The sequence below is a fragment of the Pseudogemmobacter hezensis genome (genome assembly GCF_013155295.1).
GTDB lineage: Bacteria > Pseudomonadota > Alphaproteobacteria > Rhodobacterales > Rhodobacteraceae > Pseudogemmobacter > Pseudogemmobacter hezensis.
On sequence record NZ_JABJXT010000014.1, the window covers coordinates 40,269 to 63,765 of the forward strand.

Here is a 23,497-nt window from a genome sequence, read left to right on the forward strand (position 1 = left end):
ATGCACGTCCTTTTCCGCGAAAGCCACGGGCTTGAGGAAAGCGATACGCCGCAGGATCTGGGGCAGACGCCCGCTGATCTGGTGGTGCTGTCCTTTTCCGACAGTGACCTCGGCGCTTTCGCGGCGGGATGGCGGCGTGGGCGCGACAGCCTGCCCGCGCTGCGGCTGGCGAACCTGTCGCGGCTGACGCATCCGCTGTCGGTCGATACCTATATCGAGCAGACGCTCAGCGGGGCGCGTGGCATCCTGATCCGGTTGATCGGCGGCGTGAATTACTGGGCCTACGGGGTCGAGCAGGTCGCAAATCTTGCACGACAAAAGGGCATCGCGCTTGCGCTTTTGCCCGCCGATGGCAGGCCGGATCCGGGTCTTGATGCGGCCTCGACGCTGCCCGTCTCAACGCTGCGCCGCCTTGCGCATCTGTGCGAGGCCGGGGGGGGCGTCGCAGCCCAGGGGGCGCTGGCGCAGCTTGCGCTGGCGGCGGGCCTTTACGCGGGCCCGGTGCCGGGGGTGAAAACCCTGCCGCCGCATGGCCTCTGGCATCCGTCATCTGGCACGCTGACTGCGCCACCCGCAGGCGAGGCACCGCTGGTGGTGATCCCCTTTTACCGCGCCTGGGCCGCCTCGGGCGACACGGCTGCCGTCGATGCGCTGATTGGCGCCTTCGAGGCGGGGGGATTTCGCGCCATCGGGGCCTTCCTGCCCAGCCTGAAAGAGCCATCCGCCGCCGCCTGGCTGCGCGACACCCTGCCCGAACTCGCCCCGGCGGCCATCGTCAACGCCACCGCCTTTTCCGCCCGTATGGGCGATGCCTCACCGCTTGATGCGGCCGGGGTGCCGGTCTTTCAGGTGATCCACGCCACCTCGACCCGCGCCGCCTGGGCCACGGCCGAGCGTGGCCTCTCTCCCGCCGATCTGGCGATGCATGTGGCGCTGCCAGAGGTGGATGGCCGCATCACCGCAGGCGTGATCTCCTTCAAGGACGAGGCCCCGCGCGATCCCGATCTGCAGTTCTCCCGCATGAGCCATGCCCCCGACCCCGAGCGTATCGGGGCCGTGGTCGCAAAGGTGAAAGCCTGGATACACCTTGCGCAGCAGCCCCCCGCTCAGCGCCGGATCAGCATGGTCCTCTCGACCTATCCCGGCAAAACCTGGCGTATGGCGCATGCGGTGGGTCTTGATGTGCTGGCTTCGGCGCAGGCCATTGCCGAGGATCTCAGCACCGCAGGTTTCACCATTACCCCGGGCCCCTCTCTGAGCCAGGCGCTGCAAACCGAGACCATCACTTTCCCGCTTCAGGCCTATCGTGAGGCCCTCGCCCGCCTGCCGGAAGCCCTGAAAACCGCAATCACCGAGACCTACGGCCCCCCCGAGGATGATCCCGCTATCGCAGCGGGCGCCTTCCATTTTCACGCCACCCGGCGCGGCAACCTGCTGATCGCCCTGCAGCCAGAGCGCAGCCACAGCCAGGACCGTGAGGGGGATTACCACGACACCACGCGCATCCCCTGCCACGCCTATGCGGCCTTCTACCTCTGGCTTCAGACCCAGTCCGACGCCCTGGTTCACCTTGGCGCACATGGCACGCTTGAATGGCTGCCCGGCAAGGCCGTGGCCCTTTCCGCGACCTGCTGGCCAGAGGCGCTGACCGCGCCGCTCCCGGTCATCTACCCCTTCATCGTCAATGACCCCGGCGAGGCCGCCCAGGCCCGCCGCCGCATCGGCGCGCTCACGCTGGGCCACCTGACCCCGCCGCTGACCGAGGCCGAGATGCCCGCAGCGCTGGCCCGGCTTGAACGCCTTCTCGATGAATATTCCACCGCTGACGGCCTTGATCCGGCCCGCCGTGACCGCCTGATCGCCTCGATCCGCCAGGAAGCCCGCATCGCCCATGTCGAGCAGGATCTCGACATCCCCGAAGAGGCCTCTGCCGCTGAGGCGATCCCCAGGATCGACCGCTTCCTTTGTGATCTCAAAGAAAGCCAGTTCGGCGAGGGCCTGCATATCTGGGGCCGGGGAACCCCGACAGCCCCCCCCTTTCATCGGTCTGAAAATACCCCCGGGGGCCAATTTTCGGCAATCGGGGGGGCAGACAGCCCCCGCCGACCTGCCACAGGCGACCCCGCCTCGCTGCTATACGAGCGTGAAAACCTTGCTGCGGCCCTGAGCGGCAAGCCGATCCCCCCTGGCCCCTCTGGCTCACCGACCCGGGGGCGCCAGGATGTCCTGCCCACAGGCCGCAACCTCTATGGCACTGACCCCCGCGCCGTGCCCTCACGCGCCGCCCATGCCCAGGGCATCAAACTCGCCGAAGAGCTGATTCGCCGCCACCTCCAGGATCACGGCGACTATCCGCGCGGGCTGATGCTGAACCTCTGGGGCTCGGCCACGATGCGCACGGCGGGTGAGGAATTTGCCATGGCGCTGCATCTCGCGGGTCTGAAACCCGTCTGGGACGAAGGCTCTGACCGCGTCACCGGCTATGAAATCGTGCCGCTTGCCCTGCTGGATCGCCCGCGGATCGAGGTCTCGATCCGCGCATCCGGCCTGTTCAGAGACGTTTTTCCCGAACTTTCGCGCCTTTTTGACGCTGCCTGCACAGCACTCGCGCAGCGGGATGAGGCCGCCGATATGAACCCCTATATCACGGCCATGCCAGGTGCCCGGGTCTTTGCACCGGCCCCTGGCAGCTACGGGCTTGGCATCCGCGACAGCGATTATTCCGAGGCCGCCCGCAAGGCCGCAGGCGAGGCCTGGCTTGCCGCCTCTGACCATTCCGCCGCTGGCCTGCCCGCACGTGAGGTGCTTGAGGCCAGGCTGCGCGGCGCGGATGCTTTCCTTCATGCCCAGGACATGCCGGAAACCGATCTTCTGCTGGCGATGGATTACGCCAGCCACGAGGGCGGTTTCGCCGCCGCCATGGCGCAGCTGGGGGCGGCCAGCCCGGCGCTTTACCACCTGGATGCCACCCGCCCCGATCAGCCCCGCGCCCGCGCCCTTGGCGAAGAGATCGCCCGCGTCACCCGTGCCCGCGCCGCCAACCCGGTCTGGCTGCAGTCGATGACCCGCCACGGCTTTCGCGGGGCCGCCGAGATCGCGGCGACGCTGGAGCATCTGGCGGCTTTTGCGCATCTGGCGCGGGTGGTGCCCGCCCATCTTTTCGACCTCTACCGCGCCGCCACGCTGGACGATCCCGAAATCCGCGCCTTTATCGCCGGGGCCAATCCCGAGGCGCTCAGCGCGATGGAGGATTGCTTCCGCGCCCTTGAGGCGGCGGGCCTGTGGCAAAGCCGCTCAAACTCGCGCGCGGCAGGTGTGGTGTGATGGCGGCGGGCGCGGGTCAGGTCAAAGGCTGGTGCCCGGGTGCGCTGCGCCCGATGCTGTCGGGCGACGGGCTGGTTTTGCGGGTGCGCCCGCATGCCGGGCGGCTGACGGCGGATCAGGCGCAGGCGCTGGCCGATTTGGCGCAACGGTATGGCAATGGGCTGATTGATCTGGGCTCGCGCGCGCATCTGCAGCTGCGCGGCGTGACAGAGGCGGTTTTGCCTGCCCTGCATCAGGCCCTGCAAGAGCTGGGTCTTCTGGACCCCGATCCCGAATCCGAGGCGCGGCGCAACATTCTGACCACGCCGCTGTGGCGGGCGGATGATCCGACGCTGGATCTGGTGGCGGGGCTTGAGACGGCCCTGGCCCGCGCCCCCGCCTTGCCCGCGAAATTCGGCTTTGCGGTCGATACGGCGGCGGCGGCGGCGGTTTTGGGGGGCGCCTCGGGCGACATCAGGATCGAGCGGGCGGAAAACGGCCTGATCCTGCGGGCTGAGGGGACGCGGCTGGGTCAACCCGTCACCCTGGAAGATGCCATCCCCGAAGCGATGCGGCTTCTGGCCTGGTTCCTGGCGCAGGGCGCTGCCACGCGCATGGCCCGCCTGCTGGCGCAAGGTGTGGCGCCGCCGCTGAATGCCACCACGCCGCCCCTGACCGCGCCCGCGCTGTGCCTCGGCCCGGTTGCAACCGGCCTCTGTCTTGCGCTGCCCTTTGGGCAGATGCAGGCTGAAACACTTGCCGCGCTGGCGGTTGCGCCGCTGCGGCTGACGCCCTGGCGCTCGGTCGTGCTGGAGGGGGTGACGGATTTCCCCGACCTTCCCGGCGTGATCCGGGATCCCGATGCGGCCCTGTTGCGGGTTGAGGCCTGCACCGGCGCGCCGGGCTGCACCTCGGCAGAGGCTGCGACCCGCGATCTGGCCCGCAGTTTGACCCAGGATCTGGCGGATGAGCTGCCACGGCTGCAGGGCGCGGGCTGCCAGCTGCATGTCTCTGGCTGCAGCAAGGGCTGCGCCCATCCCGGCCCCGCCCGCCTGACCCTGACCGCCCGCGCCGGGCGCTTTGATCTGATCGAAAACGGCCCCGCCAATGGCACAGCGCTTTATCGCGGGCTGACACAACCTGACCTTATCGCAGTTCTGAGAGGCCGCCTTGCCCAGCCAAACTAAGCCCCATACCTATGAAACCGACGGTGCGAAGATCTATCTCGCCTCATTCGCCACCATCCGGGCCGAGGCCGATCTGGCACGTTTCACTCCCGAGGAAGAGATCGTCGCCGTCCGCATGATCCACGCCAGCGGCATGGTTGAACTGGCCCCGCATATCCGTTTCGCCCCCGGTTTCGCCATTGCCGCGCGCGAAGCGCTTGAGGCCGGGGCCCCGATCCTTTGCGACGCGAAGATGGTGTCTGAGGGCATCACCCGCGCCCGGCTGCCCGCGAACAATCAGGTGATCTGCACCCTGCAGGATGCGGCGGTGCCGGGGCTGGCGGCGGAAATCGGCAATACCCGATCAGCCGCCGCGGTCGAGCTGTGGCGGCCCTGGCTGGCGGGCGCGGTGGTGGCGATCGGCAATGCGCCGACGGCGCTTTTCCACCTGCTGAACCGCCTGCAAGAGCCGGATTTCCCGCGCCCGGCGGCGATCATCGGCTGCCCGGTCGGTTTCATCGGCGCGGCGGAATCGAAAGAGGCGCTGGCGGCGGACAATCCGCTGCCCTGGTGCGTGGTGGATGGCCGCCTCGGCGGCTCGGCGATTACGGTGGCGGCGGTCAACGCGCTGGCCAGCCGTAAGGAGTAGGCGATGGGCAAGGTTATCTGCATCGGTCTTGGTCCGGGCGATCCCGAACTGATGAGCGTGAAGGCGCATCGGCTGCTGGGATCGGCGCGGATCGTGGCCTATTTCCGCAAACCTGGCCGCGAGGGCCAGGCCCGGCGCATGGTTGAGGGGCTTTTGGCCCCCGATGCCACAGAATGGCCGATGGAATATCCGGTCACGACCGAGATCCCGGTGCACGACCCTGCCTATAACGCCGCTCTGGCCCCCTTTTATGACGCCTGGGCCGCAAAGCTGCAGGCCGCAGATCAGGATGTTGTGGTGCTATGTGAGGGCGACCCCTTTCTCTATGGCTCGTTCATGCATCTGCAATCGCGCCTGCCTGCGGGCATGGTTGAGGTGGTTCCCGGCATTCCGGGCATGGTTGGCTGCTGGAATGCCACCGGCCAGCCGGTGACCTGGGGGGATGATGTGCTGACGGTGCTGCCCGCGACCCTGCCCGAATCCGAGCTGGCGCGGCGCGTTTCAGACACCGATGCGCTGGTGGTGATGAAAATTGGCCGCAATTTCGAAAAGCTGCGCCGCGTGCTTGCGGATGCGGGCCGTCTGGCCGACGCCTGGCTGGTCGAACATGGCACTATGCCTGCCCAAAAGGTGCGTCACCTGGCCGATGTGCAGGGCGAGGCCCCCTATTTCTCGATTGCGATAATCCATGGCAAAGGGCGCAGGCCATGAGCGGCGCGTCTGCTGAAATGCCCGGCCAGGGTGGCGGATGGATCATTGTCGCGGGCCTCGGCCCCGGGGCCGAAGATATGGTCACGCCCGAGGTAACTGCGGCGCTGAATGAGGCCACCGATATCATCGGCTATATTCCCTATGTCGCCCGGGTGCCGGATCGCCCGGGCCTTGTGAAACATCCCAGCGACAACCGGGTCGAGATGGATCGCGCCCGCCACGCGCTGGAACTGGCGACGGCGGGGCGGCGGGTCGTCGTGGTCTCATCCGGGGATCCGGGGGTCTTCGCCATGGCCTCTGCCATTTTTGAGGCGGTTGAGGCCGGGCCTGCCGCTTGGGCGGATCTGGATCTGCGCATTCTGCCCGGCATCACCGCGATGCTGGCGGCGGCTGCGGCTGCGGGCGCACCGCTTGGGCATGATTTCTGCGCGATCAACCTCTCAGACAACCTCAAGCCCTTTGCGCTGGTCGAAAAGCGGCTGCGGCTGGCGATTGAGGGCGATTTTGCGATGGGGTTTTACAATCCGCGCTCAAAATCCCGGCCAGGTCGGTTCGAGCGGGTCATTGAGATCCTGCAGGCGGGATGCGAGCCTGAGCGGCTTGTCGTGCTGGCGCGGGCCGTCTCGACCCCCGAGCAGATGATCCAAACCATCGCGCTGCGCGATCTGCAGCCCGAAATGGTCGATATGCGGACCATGGTTCTGATCGGCTCGTCACTGACGCGGCGCGTCGGGCGGTTTGTCTATACGCCGAGGTCGGCATGAAGCAGATCCATGATTTCCGCCGGATCAGAGACTGTTTCAGCCTCTGGCAGCGCGGGGCGTGCAATCAGCCAGACCGGCAAACCCAGCTCACGCGCGGCGCTGAGTTTAGCGCTGGCCCCCGCGCCACCGGCATTTTTGGCGATGATCAGATCGCTGCGATGGCGGCGCAAAAGCGCAAGGTCGGTGGCCTGGTCAAAGGGGCCACGGGCGATTTCCAGCGTCACATTGGGCAGGGGCAGCGGGCTGTCCGGCGGGTCGACCAGCCGCACAAGATAGTCATGCTGTGGCTGGCTGGTGAAATCGGCCAGATGCAGCCTGCCAATCGCCAGGAACACCCGGCGCGGCGGCCCGGCCAGCATCTGCGCAGCTGTCGCCAGATCGGGCAGATCGCGCCAATTGTCGCCGGGCCCTGGCTGCCAGGCCGGGCGCATCAGGCGGATCAGTCGGGTTCCGGTCATTTGCGCAGCCTGCGCGGCATTCTGGCTGATCTGTGCGGCAAAGGGGTGGGTTGCGTCGATCAGATGGGTGATCTGATGCGCCCTGAGGTAATCCGCCAGCCCCTGCGCCCCGCCAAACCCCCCCGTTCGGGTCTGGATCGGCTGGCTGCGCGGGGTCTCGACGCGCCCTGCATAGGACAGCACCGCCCGGAGGCTCCGGCTTGCCATCAGCTGCGCAAGGCGGCTGGCCTCGGTCGTGCCGCCAAGGATCAGCACGTTGTGACCCGCGTTCAGATTGGGGCAGGGGGGCGTCATGGCTGAGTGGCTTTCGATCATTGGTATTGGCGAAGATGGCCTGGCGGGCCTGTCAGACGCAAGCCGTCAGGCGCTGGAACGCGCCGAGGTGGTCTTTGGTGGGCCGCGCCATCTGGCGATGGTTGAACATGCCGACAAGCGCCCCTGGCCCGTGCCCTTTGCAACCGCCCCCGTGCTGGCGTTGCGCGGGCGGCGGGTGGCGGTGCTGGCCTCGGGCGATCCGTTCTGGCTGGGGGCTGGCGGCAGCCTGGCCCGCGATCTGGCCCCGGGCGAATGGCGGGCCTGGCCTGCGCCCTCGGTCGCCTCACTGGTGGCGGCGCGGCTGGGCTGGCGGCTTGAAGATGTGGCCTGCCTTGGCCTGCACGCAGCCCCCCTGTCGCGGCTGCGCCCGCATCTGGCCCCGGGGGCGCGGCTGATCGTGACGCTGCGCGACGGTCTGGCCCCGGCGCAGCTGGCGGCTTACCTGGTGGAAACCGGGTTTTCTGCCAGCCTGGTGACGTTTTTTGAGAACCTCGGCGGTGCGCAGGAGCGTGTGGAAACCACCTCTGCGGCTGATTTCAGCCGGGCTGAGACCGCGCCTTTGGTCGCGGCCGCGCTGCAGATCCGGGGCGACGGGCAGGTGGTAACGCTGGCCTCTGGCCGCGCCGATGACCTGTTTGAGCATGACGGCCAGATCACCAAACGCCCGATCCGTGCGCTGGCATTGTCTGCCCTGGCGCCGCGCCCGGGCGAGATGCTCTGGGATCTGGGCGCAGGCTCGGGGTCCATCGGGATCGAATGGTTGCTGTCGCATCCCACCTTGCGGGCGATTGGGGTTGAGGCCGATCCGACCCGCGCCGCCCGTGCCAGGGGCAATGCCCAACGCCTTGGCACCGACCGCCTTGAGATCCGCGAGGGGCGGGCGCTGGATCTTTTGCCCGGTCTGCCGCGCCCGGATGCGGTGTTCATCGGCGGCGGCGCGGATGACAATTTGCTGAACGCGCTTTGGGCCTGTCTGCCGCAGGGCGTGCGGCTGGTCGCGCATGGCGTGACGCTGGAAACCGAGGCGCTGCTGGCGGCCTGGCATGGCGCGAAAGGCGGGCAGCTTTTGCGCTTTGAGCTGGCCGAGGCCGCCCCCCTGGGCCGCAAGCGCGGCTGGAAATCCAGCTATCCGGTCCTGCAATGGAGCGTTTTGCGATGATCCCCGACACCATCGCGGGCCTGGGCTTTCGCACCGCAGCCCAGCTGGAATCGCTGCTTGACGCGCTGAGGCAGGCCGGGGCGCAGGATCTGCGCCATATCGCGGTGCCTGCCGTCAAGGCGCGGCATCCGGCGGTGATGCAGCTGTCGCGGCTGGGCTATCATCTGCATCCGGTCAGCGCCGCGCAGCTGACCGCGCCGCAAACCCTGACCGACAGCGCCGCCAGCCGGGCCGCACATGGCACGGGTTCCGTATCCGAGGCCTGCGCACTGGCGGCCCTCGGGCCTGGTGCCCGCCTGATCGCCCCGCGTGAAATCTCTGCCGACGGCATGGCCACCGCCGCCATCGCCCATAAAGGACCGAAACCATGACCGTTCATTTCATCGGTGCAGGCCCCGGGGCTGCCGATCTGCTGACGCTGCGCGGGCGCGATCTGATCGCGGCCTCGCCTGTCTGCCTTTACGCCGGATCCCTGATCCCCGAGGCGGTGCTGGCCCATTGCCCGCCCGGGGCGCGGATCGTCAATACCGCGCCGCTGGATCTGGATGCGATCATCGCCGAGATCCGCACCGCGCATCAGGCGGGCCAGGATGTGGCGCGGCTGCATTCCGGTGATCTCTCGGTCTGGTCGGCGATGGGCGAGCAGATCCGCCGCCTGAAGGCCGAGGGCATCCCCTTTGACGTGACGCCCGGCGTGCCCTCTTTCGCCGCCGCCGCCGCGACGCTGGGGGCAGAGCTGACGCTGCCCTGCCTTGCGCAAAGTCTGGTGCTGACCCGCACCCCTGGCCGCGCCTCTGCCATGCCCGAACGCGAGCGGCTGGAGGCCTTCGCCGCCACCGGCGCGACGCTGGCCATTCACCTCTCGATCCATCGGCTTGATGAAACGGCGGCCGAGCTGACGCCACATTACGGCGCCGATTGCCCGGTGGCGGTGGTCTGGCGGGCCTCCTGGCCTGATGAGCGGGTGGTGCGCGGCACGCTTGCAACCATCGCGGGCCTCGTCGGCGACACGATGGAGCGCACGGCGCTGATCCTGGTCGGGCCTGCCCTGGGGCAGGAGGGGTTCATCGAATCCAGTCTCTATTCCACCGATTATGACCGCCGTTTCCGCGCGGGTCGGGCCGATGCGGTGAAATCATGAGCGCGGGCGGAACCCCCGGGCTGATCATCTCGGCCCCGAGATCCGGGGCGGGCAAGACCACGGTGATGCTGGGGCTGCTCAGGGCGCTGCGCGATCAGGGCGTGGCGGTGCAGCCCTATAAATGCGGGCCGGATTATATCGACCCGGCGTTTCATCTGGCGGCCTCGGGGCGGGCCAGCTTCAACCTCGACAGCTGGGCGATGACGCCCGGGCTGCTGGCGACGCAGCTGGCGCGGGGCGGGGATATGGCGCTGGCCGAAGGCTCTATGGGGCTGTTTGACGGCGTTGCCACTCCCGGCGAAAGCGGCACCGGGGCCAGTGCTGACATTGCCGCGCTGACGGGCTGGCCTGTGGTGATCGTGCTGGATGTCTCGGGTGCGGCGCAGACGGTTGCGGCGCTGGCGGCGGGGATGGCGGGCTATCGGCGCGATGTGCGGGTGGCGGGGGTGATCCTGAACCGCGTGGCCTCGCCCCGGCATGAACGGCTTTGCCGACTGGGGATGGAAGAGATCGGCCTGCCGGTGTTCGGTGCCCTGCCGCGCCGGGGCGATCTGACCCTGCCAGAGCGGCATCTGGGCCTTGTCCAGGCAGTCGAACACCCCGATCTAGAGCGCGCAATCAGTGACTATGCCGCCTTTTTGCGCGAATTTGTCGATCTGGATGCGCTGCGGGCGGTGGCGGCTGGCGGCGCGGCCCCGGGCGCGACAAGGCTGCCCGATCCGCCCGGCCAGCGCATCGCTTTGGCGCGCGATGCGGCGTTTTCCTTCACCTATCCGCATCTGCTGGACGCCTGGGCGGCCAAAGGGGCAGAGGTTCTGCCCTTCTCGCCGCTGGCCGATCAGGCCCCTGCGCCCGATGCCGATCTGTGCTGGCTGCCCGGCGGCTATCCTGAATTGCATGCAGGCCCCCTGGCTGCGGCAGAGACCTTCATGGCGGGCCTGCGCGATTTCGCCAAAACCCGCCCGGTTCACGGCGAATGCGGCGGCTATATGGTGCTGGGCGAGGCGCTGATTGATGCCTCGGGCACGCGGCACCAGATGGCGGGGCTCCTGGGCCTCGTGACCTCATATGAAAAGCGTAAGATGCACCTGGGCTACCGTCTGGCCAGACTTGAGGCCCCGATCCCCGGCCATCAGCCGGGCCAGCGCCTGCGCGGCCATGAGTTCCACTATTCCACCATCCTGTCGCAGCCTGACCCGGCGCTGGCCCATGTGACCGATGCCGAAGGCGCCCCGGTGCCCGAGACCGGATCACGTCGTGGCCATGTCAGCGGCACCTTTTTCCACCTGATCGGAGACGCCGGATGAGCGCGTTTGTCAGCTTTGTTTCCTCTGGCCCCGGCGATCCGGATCTTCTGACGGTTCGCGCCGTCAAACGCCTGCAAGAAGCCGAGGTCGTGCTTTATGACGACCTTTCCGCCGGGCCGATCCTGGATCTGGCGGGGCCGGATGCCGATCTGATCTCGGTCGGGAAGCGGGCGGGCCGGGCCTCGCCGCGCCAGGATCATGTCAGCCGCTTGCTGGTCGATCATGCGCAAAGCGGGCTGAAGGTGGTGCGGCTGAAATCAGGCGATTCCGGCATGTTCGGCAGGCTTGAGGAAGAGATCACCGCGCTGCGCGAGGCGGGTATCGGCTATGAGATCGTGCCGGGCGTTACCGCGCCCTCAGCCGCGGCGGCGGCGGCGGGGATCCCGCTGACGCGGCGGGTGAATGCGCGGCGCGTGCAGTTTGTCACCGGGCATGACGTGACGGGCGCGCTGCCCGAAAGCCTGAACTGGGGGGCGCTGGCCGACCCTTCGGCGGTGACCTCGGTCTTTATGGCGCGGGGCACTTTCGCGCAGCTGGCGGCAAAGCTGATCGCGGCGGGCCTGCCGCCTGACACGCCCGCGCTGATGGCGCAAGGCGTGTCCACCCCGGCGCAATCCTTCCGCCGCGACACGGTGCAGGGGCTGGCCGCGCATCTGGAGGGGGCAGGCCCCGACCCGGCCCCCACGCTGATCCTTTATGGCGCGCTGGCCGAATAGGCCGCGCCCTCAGGTTGCATGTTGACCGCAGGCCTGGCGCCTGTCACTCTCGCAAATGTGAAGGTGCCGGGAAACCGGCATGGGAACAGGGGGGCGTCGCCGCAAGGCCCGCCCAACCCAACCGCCCCCGCGACTGTGAGCAGTAAGCCGACCCCGTTATCCACTGAGGAGCATTCCCCGGGAAGGAGGGCATCGGCCGTGACCTGCAAGTCAGGAGACCGACCTTCGCAAGGAACTGCAACCGCCGTCGGGGATGACGGCACAGGAGTATCGGATATGTCCACCATTGCCCGCTCTGGCGAGAAGGCAGAGGTCAAACTGGCAAATATCGCCGTCGTGGCCGCCCTTGGCGCTGCGCTGATCTTTGTCGCTGGCCTCGCCCAGTCGGAAACCCTGCATGACGCCGCCCATGATGTGCGTCACGCGGTCGGATTCCCCTGCCACTGATATGCTGCAAAGATTGCTGACCAGCGCTTTGATCGCTGGCGCTGCTGCGGGGCTGATTGCCGCCCTGTTGCAGCTTGTTTTCGTGCAGCCTGTGCTGCTGCATGCCGAGCTTTATGAGGGCGGCGAGCGCACGCATTTCGCGGCCCCGTCTGAGCATCATCACGGTGAAGAGGCGGATGCCGCCACGCCGACCGCAGAGCCTGCCCATGATCACAGCACCGAAGCAGCGCATGATCACGCAGAGGCTGCGGATATTCCCGGCATCGACTTTGACGCGCCGCGTGACGGGCTTTCGATCCTTTTCTCGATCATGGTTTATGCGGGCTATGGCCTGCTGCTGGTCGCGGCCATCGCGCTGTCGGAAAGCAATGGCAACCGGGTGACGGCGCGGCAGGGGCTGCTTTGGGGCGTTGCGGGCTTTGTCGCGGTGCAGATGGCCCCGGCCTTTGGCCTTTCGCCAGAGCTGCCGGGCATGGCGGCGGCCGATGTGAATGCCCGCGCCATCTGGTGGGTTGCCACGGTGATCGCCACCGCGATTGGCCTTTGGCTGATTGCGTTTGGCAAGAACGGGGTGGCCTGGGCGGCGGCTGTGCTGCTGATCCTTGCGCCCCATATCATCGGCGCCCCGCATCCGCATGAGTTCACCGGCCCGACCCCGCCCGAGCTTGCCGCGCAATTTGCCGGCCGCGCCATCGGTGTTGGTCTGGCAGTCTGGGTGCTGCTGGGGCTGTTTGTCGCCACACTCTGGAGCCGTGGCCGCGAAGCCTGAGACCAGATAAATATGACAAAGCCCGGCGGCTCAGGCGGCCGGGCTTTTGCGTTCCAGGATATAGATATCCATCAGCCAGCCATGTTCCGCCCGCGCCGCCTGACGCCGCGCAAGGATACGCGGCCCGGCCTCGGCCAGCGGCCCGGCTTCGGTGATCTCATTTGGCATGCCGACATAGGCCCCCCACCAGATCGTCACACCCTCGGGCGGCAGATGCTGAAAGGCGCAGGCCCCGTCCAGCATCACGACCAGACGGTCTGCGCCCGAAGGCCAGCCCTCTTCGCGCAGGCGTCGCCCGGTGGTCACCAGAAACGGCGCGCCCAGTCCATTCAGGGGAATGCGATGCGCCGCCGCCAGCACCTGCGGCGACATGATCCCCGGCACCACCGAGACATTGACCTTGCGCTGCAGGGCCAGCCGCCCGGCAATCCGCAGGGTGCTGTCGTAAAGCGCGGGATCGCCCCAGACCATCAGCGCAACCCGCGAAGCCCCCGGATTCGCGTCAATCGTGGCAGCCCAGGCCTGCGCAATCGCGTCATGCCAGTCGTTGACCCGCGCAAGATATGAGGGGTTTTCCGGGTCTCTGACCGGCATCTCAAACCCCGCCACCACAACGCCGGGGCGGGTTACCAGATCCTGACAGATGGCGCGGCGCAGATCGGCCAGATCGGCCTTTTCCTCGCCCTTTTCCGGGATCAGGATCAGATCGACCGCATTCAGCGCCTTTACCGCCTGCAGCGTCAGATGGTCGGGGTTTCCGGTGCCAATGCCGATCAAAACCAGGTCCATGCTGATCCTTGCCTTTCCCAAATGCCCCAGCGGTGTGCCTTAGATTCTGGCGCGGCGCTAGCCCTTCAGCTCTGCCGTCACCCGCACCGGCCCTGATGATCCGCGCAGCTTGGCGCGATAGATCACCACGCCCTCGACCACGCGCATCACATAGGTGCGGGTCTCGCCGATCGGGATCATCTCGACCCAGTCGACCACATCCACCCCCGGCAGGCGCGGATCGCCCAGCTCATTGATCCAGCGCCTGGGCCGCCCCGGCCCTGCGTTGTAGCCAGAGGCGATCAGCGCAATCGAGGGGCCGAATTCCTCAACCATCTTCGCCAGATAGGCCGAGCCTACCTGGGTATTGAACCCCGGATCGTAAAGTTTCGACAGCGAGTATTCGAGGCCCAGCCCCTTCGCCATCCGCTCGGCGGTTTCAGGCAGCACCTGCATCAGGCCCCTGGCATTGGCCCCGGACCGCGCCATCGGCTCGAATTCGCTTTCGCGCCGCGCGATTGCCAGCGCCAGCGCCCGGCTGACATGCAGGCCCTCGGGCACGAGGTCCGGCACAGGGTAATAGGTGCGGGGCAGGATCGCGCCGCGCTCTGCGGCCTGTTTGGCCAGCACCAGCGCGATATGGGGCTGGTTCATCTCCAGCGCCATTTCGGCCAGCTGGGCGATGCCCTGGACATCCTGGCTTTCGGCCAGATGCAAAAGGAAGCGCTTGCCCTCGATCCGATTGCCCGCCGCCAGCATCAGCCGCGCCGTGGCCAGCACCGAGGAATTGGCGAAAGAGGCCTGCCGCCAGCCCCCCGCCGCGCTGTTGTCCAGCAGCGCCGGATCTAACGATAGCCCCAGCTTCTCCGCCGAAAGCAGGCCGTAATAGGCGGTTTGATGCTTTGCGGCATTGCGGTAATGCGCGGTGGCGCTTTCGGCGCGGCCTGCGGCCTCATCGGCGCGGCCCTGCCAGTAATCGGCCCGCGAGACCGAGATCGCGGTCGAGACCCCGGCCCGCAGATGCGCGAAATGCTTCAGCGCGGTATCGGGGTCATTCAGCTGGCGCAGCGCGATAAAACCCGCCAGAAACTCCAGATCGGCATAATGGCTGCCCGCCGCGCTGCCAGGCGAGATCCCGTGCCGGGACGCGACGCGATAGGCATCCTGCGCCCGCCCCTGGCGCATCAGCCAGCGCGCCAGCAGCGCCCGGCGCGGGGCCCAGGCCTCTGGCCGGCCAAGGTTTTCCGGCGCGACAGACAGGATCATCTCGGTGGCTTCAGGATATAGATCGCGGCGCATCCGCCAGATGAAACGCTCATAGGCCAGACCCGGATCGCCCTTCAGCGCGGCAGGCACGGCGGCGAGCAGCGCATCTGATCCGGCCTGATCGGCCCGCAGGCCAAGACGCGCCTCTGCCAGCCTGCGCTGCGGCTCTGACACCCGGGGCAGCATGCGCAGGGCCTCTGCACGGCGACCCTCCCACAGCAGGGTATTGAGGCGCAGCTCATCCACCATCGACACCGCCTCGGGCATCAGCAGCTGCAGCTCTGCCTCCTGGTCGGCGGTCAGCTGCAGTTCCGCCCAGGCCCGCATCGCCTCGGTCTCGGCCATGGCCATCTGGCCAAGCGCCTTATGCGCCCGCACCAGCGCCACCGCGCCGATCCCGGTCTGCGGCGGGTTTGCGCGAAACCAGGCCACCACCCGCGCAGGTGTCTCAGAGCGCGCCACCGCCTCTTCGCCCTTTTGCCGCAAAAGCGCGAGGCCGGGCCAGTCGCTGCGCCGCGCAAGGAATTCCTCATAATCGCCCAGCCGCCCCTCTCCGGCCCGCAGCTGCGACCAGCGGACGAAGTCACGGCCCACGCCCTCGGGCGCGGCGGCAAGGGCCGCAGGCCAGTCTTTGGCGCGGATCAGGTCAAGGCTGCGGGCCATGTCCTGTGCCGGGTCAGCCTGGGCCAGGCCGGGGTTAAGGCTGGGGATCATCAGGGCGAGGATGGTCAGGATGCGGATGAGAAAGGTCATTTCCCAATCGTGCCAAAGCGCGGGCTGCGCCACAAGCCACGATCCTGTCAGGTGCTCTCTGCAGGGATGCAACCGGGGATGTCAGGCAATGCTTGGCAAGGCGCATTTGCAGCGATAAGGAAGGCGCGTTGCAGCCAGGGGCGCAAAGGGCCCCCAGATGAGGAGACGCGTGCCATGATCCAGGGGTCGATTCCCGCTTTGGTAACGCCGTTCAAGGACGGCGCCGTGGATATGGACACGCTCAAGAAGCTGGTCGACTGGCAGATCGCCGAAGGATCCAGCGGTCTGGTGCCGGTGGGCACGACCGGCGAAAGCCCGACGCTCAGCCATGAAGAGCATGAGGCTGTGATCGAGGCGGTGGTGAAATTCGCCGCCGGCCGTGTGCCGGTGATCGCAGGCGCAGGTTCGAACAATACGGTCGAAGGCATTCGCCTGATCAGCCATGCCCAGCGGGTCGGCGCAGATGCAGCCTTGGTAGTGACCCCCTATTACAACAAGCCAAATCAGGCTGGTCTGATCGCGCATTACAAAGCGCTGCACGACGCCTGCAATCTGCCGATCATCATCTACAATATCCCCGGCCGCTCGGTCATCGATATGTCGCCTGCCACTATGGGCGAGCTGGCAAAGCTGCCGCGTATCATCGGGGTGAAAGATGCGACCGGCATTATTGGCAAGGTCAGCCAGCAGCGTGAGACCTGCGGGGCAGACTTCATCCAGCTTTCCGGGAATGACGATACCGCGCTGGCCTTCAACGCGCATGGCGGCACCGGGTGTATCTCGGTTACGGCCAATGTCGCACCGAAGCTTTGCGCCGAATTCCAGGCTGCAACTTTGCGCGGTGATTACGCCACTGCACTGAAGTATCAGGATCAGCTCTTCCCGCTGCATGAGGCAATCTTTATCGAGCCCGGCCTGGTCGGGGCGAAATATGCGCTTTCCCTGCTGGGTCGTTGCAACGAAGAGGTGCGGCTGCCGCTGGTTGGCCTTACCGATGGGACGAAAGCAAAGATCCGTGCGGCGATGATTCATGCCGGACTGCTCAACTAGCGCCCGGTTCCTTGCAAGGAACCGAGCCGGAGTTTTCGAAAACTCCGGGGTTGCGCGGTGATGGTCAGCGGGGCTTCACCCAATCTGAAGGGGGCGGCACTGATGACCGCCGCCATGGCCGGGTTTGCGGTCGAAGACCTTTTCATCAAGAAAGCCGCCCTGCATCTGCCGGTGGGGCAGGTGATGGCGATGATGGGCTTTGGCGGCGCGCTTATCTTCGTTCTGATGACGCTGGCCGCCCGTGAGCAGGTCTTCCCGGCGGCTTTCGTGTCGCGGGCGATGCTGATCCGCTCGGGGTTTGAGGTTGCGGGGCGTCTGTTCTACAGCCTTGCCATTGCCCTGACGCCGATGGCGACGACGGTGGCAATCCTGCAGGCGACGCCGCTGGTTGTTCTGGCCGGGGCGGCGCTTTTGTTCGGCGAAAAGGTGGGCTGGCGGCGCTGGTCAGCGGTGCTGGTAGGTTTTCTGGGGGTGATGATCGTGTTGCGCCCCGGGGTTGAGGGCTTTTCGGTGATGTCTTTGCTGGCGGTGGCCGGGATGGCGGGCTTTGCGGGGCGTGATCTGGCCACCCGCGCAGCCCCAAAGTCCCTGTCAAACCGTCAGCTGGGCATCCTGGGCTTTTCGATGCTGGGCACCGCCGGGCTGATCGTGCTGGCTTTCAGCGAAGGCGGCCTCAGTGGTGCGGCGCATTTGCCGGACACCACCGCTGCGGGCCTGGTGCTGGGGGCGACCGTTTTCGGCCTCTTGGGCTATAATGCGCTGACCTCTGCGATGCGGATGGGCGAGGTTTCGGCTGTGACGCCGTTTCGCTATACGCGGCTGGTCTTTGCGATGATCCTTGCCATGCTGATCCTGCATGAGCGCCCCGACCAATGGACCCTGATTGGCAGCGCCATCATCGTTTGCAGCGGGCTTTATACCCTGGTGCGGGCCCGCAAGAGCCGCGTGACCTGAGCCACAGCATCACGGCTGTTTACTCAGGCCGGGTTTACTCAGGCGGGGGCATCCCCTATCTCTGAGCGATCATGCAGAAGAAACACGATCCCAATTCGAAACTCATCGCTGAAAACCGCCGGGCCCGCTTCGATTACCATATCGAAAGCGATCTGGAGGCCGGGGTCATGCTGCAGGGCCCCGAGGTCAAAAGCCTGCGTCTGGGCGGCGCCAATATCGCTGACAGCTATGCCTCGGTCGAAGGTGGCGAGCTGTGGCTGATCAATGGCTATATCGCGCCCTATAAGCAGTCGAACCTTTGGGACAGCCATGAAGAGCGCCGCAAGCGCAAGCTGCTGGTCTCGAAGAAAGAGCTGTCGCGGCTTTGGAATGCCACTAAACGCGAGGGCATGACCATCGTACCGCTGCGGATGTATTTCAACGAGCGCGGCATCGTCAAAATCGCGCTGGGCGTGGCCAAGGGCAAGAATGCCGCCGACAAGCGTGAGACCAGCGCCAAACGCGACTGGGATCGTCAGAAGTCGCGCATCCTGAAGCAGGGCTTCTGAGGCGGCCCGCTGCTTTGCAGGTCGGCGCAATGGCAACGCTTATCTGGTAAGTTTTCGCGGATCGCATACAGGATTTGCTCTGGTGGGAAGGATCTGCCAGCATTCCCCCTGCCCGGCATGCCATTTTTCAGCCATCGTCGCCGGGTGTGAGGCCGGAAGATACCGGCCCTGAAAGAGGGATAGTTCTCTATGGATATGTCATTGATCATCCAGCTGGTCGCGGGTCTTATCGGCGGCAATGCTGCTGGGGCTGCGCTGAAAAACACCAATCTGGGGCCGATCATCAACTCGGTTCTGGGTCTTGTTGGTGGTTTGGGCGGCGGTCAGCTGCTGGCGCAACTGGGCCTTGGCGGCGCAGGTGAGGCCGCAGCGGCTGCAACCGGCTCTGGGCTTGATATCGGCTCGATCGTGCAAAGTGTATTGGGTGGTGGTGCCGGCGGCGGCGTTCTTGTCGCTATTGTTGGCGTGATCAAAAAGGCCCTGGCAAAGTAAGCCCGGGCGCAGCACAGGGCCCCCGGTGACGCCGGGCGCCTGGCTTTGAAACAACCGCCCCGGCATATGTCGGGGCGGTTTTTTGTGCCGCCGGGCCGCTGCTTTCGCCCCATCGCGGCCCCAGATCCCCCCTTCCGGCCCGAGAGCGGGCTTGCATGCGCAAACAGGCGGGCTATAGGTCAGTGACCGTTTTTGGTTCCCGTTTGATCCGAGGCTGCCATGTCGCTGACCCCCGCTCTGAAGGATGATCCGCAAACGCTGGTTTCGACCGGATGGCTGGCCAGTCACCTGAAAGACCCGGATCTGCGCATCCTGGATGCCAGCTGGTTCCTGCCGCCCACAGAGCGCAATGCGAAGGCCGAATATGAGGCCGCGCATATTCCCGGCGCGCGGTTCTTCGATCTGGAAGAGATTTCAGACCACCGCTCGAACCTGCCGCATATGGCCCCCCCGGTTGAGAAATTCATGTCGCGGATGCGGGCGATGGGCGTGGGTGACGGCCATCAGGTGGTGATCTACGACAGCAGCGGCATCTTTTCGGCCCCGCGCATCTGGTGGACCTTTCGCCTGATGGGCAAAACCGATGTGGCGGTGCTGGATGGTGGCCTGCCGAAATGGCTGGCCGAGGGGCATGAAACCGAGGATCTGCCCCCCGTCGTGCGTGATCGCCACATGACCACGCAGCGCCAGAACCAGCTGGTCAAAGACGTGACCCAGGTCGCCCAGGCCGCAAAGCTGAAACAGGCGGTGGTGATTGATGCCCGTGCCCCCGCCCGCTTTGCCGGAGAGGCACCAGAGCCGCGCCCCGGTCTGCGGGGCGGCCATATTCCGGGCTCTCGCAATCTGCCCTGGGGCAATTTGCTGAACCGTGACGGCACCATGAAAGAGCCGGCGGATCTGAAAGCGATCTTCCAGGAGGCGGGCGTCGATCTTTCCCAGCCGGTGATCACCAGCTGCGGCTCGGGTGTGTCTGCGGCCATTCTGGCGCTGGCGCTGGAGCGGATCGGCCATCGGAACTGGTCGCTCTATGACGGCTCCTGGGCCGAATGGGGCATGTATGAGGATTTGCCGGTCGAGACGGGTCCAGCTGCATAAGCCAGACCGCCGGGACGGGCGCAAATGGGGCCGATAGCTGGCCCGATCAAGTGAGGAAGATATGCTTGAGGCTCTGAACCCGCAGCCACAGGACAAGATCCTGCAACTGATCGCGATGTTCCGTGAGGACAAGCGCGATGGCAAGATCGACCTGGGCGTCGGCGTCTACAAAGATCCGACCGGCCTGACCCCGGTGATGCGTGCCGTCAAAGCCGCCGAGAAAAAGATCTGGGAGGCCGAGACCACCAAGACCTATACCGCACTTGCGGGCGAGGCGGGTTATAACGCGGCCATCACCACGCTGATCCTGGGCGAGGGTTTCGCAGATCGCGCCGCTTCGATCTCGACGCCGGGCGGCACGGGCGCGCTGCGCCAGGGCTTCGAGCTGGTCAAACTGGCCAATCCGGGGGCCAAAGTCTGGCTGTCGGCGCCGACCTGGCCGAACCACCCCTCGATGGTGAAATTCCTGAAGATGGAAATGGCGGAATATCGCTATTTCGACGCGGCGACCTCGGGGCTGGATTTCGCGGGTCTGATCGAGGATCTGGGCCGCGTGGCCGAGGGCGATGTCGTCTTGCTGCATGGCTGCTGCCACAACCCGACCGGCGCGAACCTTTCGCCCGCGCAATGGGATGAGGTGATCGCGCTTTTGAAATCGCGCAAGGCGCTGCCGATGGTCGATCTGGCCTATCAGGGCTTTGGCGACGGGCTGGACGCCGATGCCGAGGCGACGCGCAAAGTGGCGGCTGCCTTTGATGAGGTGCTGATTGCAGCGTCCTGCTCGAAAAACTTCGGCATCTACCGCGAGCGGACCGGCGTGCTGATCGCGCTTGGCGCGGCGGATCGCAAGGCGGTGGTGCAGGCCAATCTGAACTTCCTCAACCGCCAGAACTTCAGCTTTCCGCCCGATCACGGCGCGCGGATCGTGACCACGATCCTGGAAGATGCGGGTCTGACCGCCGACTGGAAGGCAGAGCTGGAAGAGGTGCGCCAGAACATGCTGGGTCTGCGCGTGCAACTGGCCGAAGAGCTGCGCAAAGCCACCAATTCTGACCGTTTCGACTTTGTCGCGGTGCATCGCGGCATGTTCTCGCGGCTGGGGCTGACAGAGGCGCAGGTCAACCGCCTGCGCGAAGAGCATGGCGTCTATATGGTTGGCGATTCGCGGATCAATATCGCGGGTCTGAACAAGGACACTGTGCCGGTGCTGGCGCGGGCGATTGCCTCGGTCCTGTAAGGATCCCGGGCTTTAAAGATGCGAAAAGGGGCGGGAGATCACTCCCGCCCCTTTTTCATGAGCCTGGCGATTGGGGATCAGTTCATCCCCATGGCTTCGCGGATGGCGCGGTCGATCTCTTCCTGGTTTTGCGAGGATGGTGCGCCCTGCTGAACCGAGCCGCCATTATAGACCGGGGCGTTGGAGCCGTCGAAATAGGGCACCTCCTCGGGCATGACGGGGCGGTCGACGCCGCCGAAATCGGGCGAGGGGCCGAAGGCGCCGCCATTCTGGACGGTGTTCTGCGGGATCTCTTTCGGCAGCGGCATCGGCGGCACGCCCTGATTGATCGAGACCATCACCTCGCGCCAGATTTCAGCCGGAAGGCCGCCGCCGGTCACACCTGTCAGCGGGCGGTTGTCGTCATAGCCCAGCCAGACGCCAACCACGAAATCCGAGGTGAAGCCGACGAACCAGGCATCGCGCGCCGAGTTGGTGGTGCCGGTCTTGCCTGCGGCCTCGCGGTCGGGCAGGCGGGCGCGGCTGCCGGTGCCGGAATTGATCACCTCGGTCATCATATAGATCAGCGCATGCGCCGCGGTTTCTGAGATCACCCGCTCGCCGATGCCGCCACCCTGGCCGAACAGCTCTTCATTCTCGCCGCGCAGTTTCAGCGCACGCAGCCCGTAGGGGGTGACCGAAGAGCCGCCGTTCAGGATGCCGGCATAGGCGCCCGTCATCTCGATCAGCGTCGATTCGCTTGCGCCAAGCGCCAGCGCCGGACCATCGGCCATCTTCGACGCCACGCCGAACTCTGACGCCACCTGTTTCACCAGATCGCGCCCGACCATTTCCGAGATCTTCACCGCAGGGATATTGCGGCTTTCCTTCAGGGCCTGAACCAGCGTGATCATGCCCTTGAATTTATTGTCGTAATTCTTGGGGCTATAGGGGCCAGAGCCGGGGACATTGATCGTATAGGGGCTGTCGTCAACGTAATCGAGCGGGCTATAGCCCAGGTCCAGCGCCACCGCATAGACGAAGGGTTTAAACGCCGATCCGGTCTGGCGCAGCGCCTGGGTCGCGCGGTTGAAATCACCCGCACGCGGGATCGCGCGGCCGCCAACCATTGCCCGCACTGCGCCGTCCGAACTCATGACGACAATCGCGGCCTGGGCGGTCGAGCCCTCTTTGACCTTGGTGTCAAAGACGCGCTTCAGCGCCTCTTCGGCCTTGCGCTGCAGATCCTGGTCAAGTGTGGTCTCGATCACCACATCCTCTGTGGTGTCGCGGGCCAGGTAGTCTGGCGTGGTTTCCATCACCCAATCGGCGAAATACCCGCCCGAGCGCTGACGCGCGGCCTCGGTCGGGGTGGCGGGATTGGCGCGGGCCTCATCCGCCTGGGCTTTGGTCAGATAGCCCTGTTCCTCCATCAGCCCGACCACCACATTGGCGCGGTTTTGCGAGCGCTGCAGGTTTGACGTCGGGGCCAGCGTTGACGGGGCCTGCAAAAGGCCCGCCAGCATCGCGGCCTCGGCCGGGGTCACGTCAGCGGCGGATTTGCCGAAATAGCGCTGCGCGGCAGCCTCAAACCCACGGGCACCGGCGCCCAGATAGGCGCGGTTCATATAGATCGCCAGCACGTCTTTTTTGGAGTATTTCAGCTCCATCGCGATGGCATAGGGCACTTCTTTCAGCTTGCGCTTGATGCCGCCGCCCCGGCAATCGGCCTCATATGCGGCCTCGGATTTCCACTCGTTCGGGTCATAGGGCACGCCAAGGCACAGAAGTTTCGCCACCTGCTGGGTGATCGTCGAGCCGCCATTGCCCTGGAACGCGCCGCGCCCCTCGGCCAGGTTGATGCGGATCGCGCTGGCAATACCGCGCGGGCTGACGCCCAGGTGCCAGTAGAAGCGCTTGTCCTCGGTCGCCACGATGGCATTTACCAGATGGGGCGAGACATTTTCGGTGGTGATCTGGCCGCCGAACATCTCACCGCGCCAGGCAAAGGTCTTGCCGTCGCGGTCCAGCATGGTGACAGAGCCGCGGGCGCGACCGTCAAGCAGCGCGTCAAGCGGCGGCAGCTGGCTGTAGAAATAGGCCACCGCCGAGCCGACGATCAGCACGCCGACCGCCGTCACGCGCCACAAAACGCCCCAGATCATCCGCCAGAAGAACAGGATCGTGCCCAGCACAAAACCATGTTTGCGCCGCGCCGCGCTGCGCTTTGGCTTTGGCTGCCGCTTTGGCGCGGGCTTTTGCGGCGGTTTCCCGCGCCCACCACCGCCACCACCGCTGCCGCCACCGCCCGTTCTGCCGCCTGCCGCAGCCGCGGGGGCGCGCGGGGGATATCGTCTGTCTGCTACCAGGGGGGTCCGGCCCCCGCCACTCGTCGCCATATGCCTGTTGTCCGCTTTGCCGCGTGCTCTTTCGTAATCCGGGCAGAATAG

At 66.2% G+C, this 23,497-nt stretch carries 22 protein-coding genes and 1 riboswitch; of the genes, 18 read left to right on the top strand and 4 right to left on the bottom strand.

What is annotated here, in order from left to right:
• From cobN to cobJ, 5 genes are read left to right on the top strand one after another with little or no spacing between them, the layout of a single operon-like run.
• Positions 1 to 3,324 carry a cobaltochelatase subunit CobN gene (gene cobN, locus HOY34_RS15300; protein ID WP_172364367.1) on the top strand — a complete coding sequence of 1,108 codons (3,324 nt, stop codon included), beginning with the start codon at positions 1 to 3 and terminating at the stop codon, positions 3,322 to 3,324.
• The gene (locus tag HOY34_RS15305) at positions 3,282 to 4,490 is read left to right on the top strand and encodes a ferredoxin-like domain-containing protein (protein WP_366926968.1); all 1,209 of its coding nucleotides are present in this window, start codon (positions 3,282 to 3,284) and stop codon (positions 4,488 to 4,490) included. The genes cobN and HOY34_RS15305 overlap by 43 nt, the downstream gene beginning before the upstream one ends.
• On the top strand, positions 4,474 to 5,118 hold the full coding sequence (locus HOY34_RS15310) for a precorrin-8X methylmutase (protein ID WP_172364369.1): 645 nt from the start codon (positions 4,474 to 4,476) through the stop codon (positions 5,116 to 5,118). Before HOY34_RS15305 ends, HOY34_RS15310 begins: the two co-directional genes overlap by 17 nt.
• Positions 5,119 to 5,121: 3 nt before the next feature.
• Positions 5,122 to 5,829 (top strand): precorrin-2 C(20)-methyltransferase, encoded by a 708-nt coding sequence (cobI, locus tag HOY34_RS15315; protein WP_172364371.1) that lies wholly within the window; start codon positions 5,122 to 5,124, stop codon positions 5,827 to 5,829.
• A complete protein-coding gene (gene cobJ / locus HOY34_RS15320; protein WP_253944490.1) occupies positions 5,826 to 6,593 on the top strand; it encodes a precorrin-3B C(17)-methyltransferase in 768 nt (255 codons plus the stop codon). The genes cobI and cobJ overlap by 4 nt, the downstream gene beginning before the upstream one ends.
• Here the strand turns inward: cobJ and HOY34_RS15325 are convergent.
• Positions 6,572 to 7,345: a cobalt-precorrin-6A reductase gene (locus tag HOY34_RS15325; protein ID WP_172364373.1), complete on the bottom strand. Its 774-nt coding sequence runs from the start codon at positions 7,343 to 7,345 to the stop codon at positions 6,572 to 6,574. The genes cobJ and HOY34_RS15325 overlap by 22 nt on opposite strands.
• On the opposite strand from HOY34_RS15325, the gene cbiE reads away from it, so the two are divergent.
• From cbiE to HOY34_RS15360, 7 genes are all read left to right on the top strand, one after another.
• The gene (cbiE, locus tag HOY34_RS15330) at positions 7,344 to 8,525 is read left to right on the top strand and encodes a precorrin-6y C5,15-methyltransferase (decarboxylating) subunit CbiE (protein ID WP_172364375.1); all 1,182 of its coding nucleotides are present in this window, start codon (positions 7,344 to 7,346) and stop codon (positions 8,523 to 8,525) included. The genes HOY34_RS15325 and cbiE overlap by 2 nt on opposite strands.
• A complete protein-coding gene (locus tag HOY34_RS15335; RefSeq protein WP_216654781.1) occupies positions 8,522 to 8,896 on the top strand; it encodes a cobalamin biosynthesis protein in 375 nt (124 codons plus the stop codon). The genes cbiE and HOY34_RS15335 overlap by 4 nt, the downstream gene beginning before the upstream one ends.
• Positions 8,893 to 9,666 carry a precorrin-4 C(11)-methyltransferase gene (cobM, locus tag HOY34_RS15340; protein WP_172364379.1) on the top strand — a complete coding sequence of 258 codons (774 nt, stop codon included), beginning with the start codon at positions 8,893 to 8,895 and terminating at the stop codon, positions 9,664 to 9,666. Before HOY34_RS15335 ends, cobM begins: the two co-directional genes overlap by 4 nt.
• Positions 9,663 to 10,973 (top strand): cobyrinic acid a,c-diamide synthase CobB, encoded by a 1,311-nt coding sequence (locus HOY34_RS15345; protein WP_172364381.1) that lies wholly within the window; start codon positions 9,663 to 9,665, stop codon positions 10,971 to 10,973. The genes cobM and HOY34_RS15345 overlap by 4 nt, the downstream gene beginning before the upstream one ends.
• The gene (gene cobA / locus HOY34_RS15350) at positions 10,970 to 11,689 is read left to right on the top strand and encodes a uroporphyrinogen-III C-methyltransferase (protein WP_172364383.1); all 720 of its coding nucleotides are present in this window, start codon (positions 10,970 to 10,972) and stop codon (positions 11,687 to 11,689) included. The genes HOY34_RS15345 and cobA overlap by 4 nt, the downstream gene beginning before the upstream one ends.
• A 44-nt stretch (positions 11,690 to 11,733) precedes the next feature.
• Positions 11,734 to 11,930: riboswitch (cobalamin riboswitch) on the top strand.
• Between the two features lie 35 nt (positions 11,931 to 11,965).
• Positions 11,966 to 12,136, top strand: coding sequence for a CbtB domain-containing protein (locus HOY34_RS15355; RefSeq protein ID WP_172364385.1), 171 nt, complete (start codon positions 11,966 to 11,968; stop codon positions 12,134 to 12,136).
• A 1-nt stretch (position 12,137) separates the two neighbouring features.
• A complete protein-coding gene (locus HOY34_RS15360; RefSeq protein ID WP_172364387.1) occupies positions 12,138 to 12,905 on the top strand; it encodes a CbtA family protein in 768 nt (255 codons plus the stop codon).
• A 30-nt stretch (positions 12,906 to 12,935) separates the two neighbouring features.
• Here HOY34_RS15360 and cobF read toward each other — a convergent pair whose 3' ends face one another.
• Positions 12,936 to 13,694, bottom strand: coding sequence for a precorrin-6A synthase (deacetylating) (gene cobF, locus HOY34_RS15365; protein WP_172364389.1), 759 nt, complete (start codon positions 13,692 to 13,694; stop codon positions 12,936 to 12,938).
• Between the two features lie 57 nt (positions 13,695 to 13,751).
• Positions 13,752 to 15,692 (bottom strand): lytic transglycosylase domain-containing protein, encoded by a 1,941-nt coding sequence (locus HOY34_RS15370; RefSeq protein ID WP_172364391.1) that lies wholly within the window; start codon positions 15,690 to 15,692, stop codon positions 13,752 to 13,754.
• Positions 15,693 to 15,866: 174 nt separating this feature from the next.
• Here HOY34_RS15370 and dapA point away from each other — a divergent pair, with 174 nt between their 5' ends.
• The 6 genes from dapA (at position 15,867) to HOY34_RS15400 (ending at position 21,068) form a co-directional block, all read left to right on the top strand.
• Positions 15,867 to 16,742: a 4-hydroxy-tetrahydrodipicolinate synthase gene (gene dapA, locus HOY34_RS15375; protein WP_172364392.1), complete on the top strand. Its 876-nt coding sequence runs from the start codon at positions 15,867 to 15,869 to the stop codon at positions 16,740 to 16,742.
• A gap of 60 nt (positions 16,743 to 16,802) precedes the next feature.
• Positions 16,803 to 17,696: a DMT family transporter gene (locus tag HOY34_RS15380; protein ID WP_216654784.1), complete on the top strand. Its 894-nt coding sequence runs from the start codon at positions 16,803 to 16,805 to the stop codon at positions 17,694 to 17,696.
• Positions 17,697 to 17,767: 71 nt separating this feature from the next.
• Complete coding sequence (gene smpB / locus HOY34_RS15385; RefSeq protein ID WP_172364396.1) at positions 17,768 to 18,244, top strand: SsrA-binding protein SmpB; 477 nt, start codon at positions 17,768 to 17,770, stop codon at positions 18,242 to 18,244.
• A gap of 189 nt (positions 18,245 to 18,433) precedes the next feature.
• Positions 18,434 to 18,736: a hypothetical protein gene (locus tag HOY34_RS15390; protein ID WP_172364398.1), complete on the top strand. Its 303-nt coding sequence runs from the start codon at positions 18,434 to 18,436 to the stop codon at positions 18,734 to 18,736.
• 237 nt (positions 18,737 to 18,973) lie between these two features.
• Positions 18,974 to 19,831, top strand: a complete 858-nt coding sequence (gene sseA / locus HOY34_RS15395; RefSeq protein ID WP_172364511.1) for a 3-mercaptopyruvate sulfurtransferase — start codon at positions 18,974 to 18,976, stop codon at positions 19,829 to 19,831.
• A gap of 61 nt (positions 19,832 to 19,892) precedes the next feature.
• Positions 19,893 to 21,068, top strand: coding sequence for an amino acid aminotransferase (locus tag HOY34_RS15400; RefSeq protein ID WP_172364400.1), 1,176 nt, complete (start codon positions 19,893 to 19,895; stop codon positions 21,066 to 21,068).
• Between the two features lie 77 nt (positions 21,069 to 21,145).
• Here HOY34_RS15400 and HOY34_RS15405 read toward each other — a convergent pair whose 3' ends face one another.
• Positions 21,146 to 23,446, bottom strand: coding sequence for a transglycosylase domain-containing protein (locus HOY34_RS15405; RefSeq protein ID WP_172364402.1), 2,301 nt, complete (start codon positions 23,444 to 23,446; stop codon positions 21,146 to 21,148).
• Positions 23,447 to 23,497: the final 51 nt, after the last annotated feature.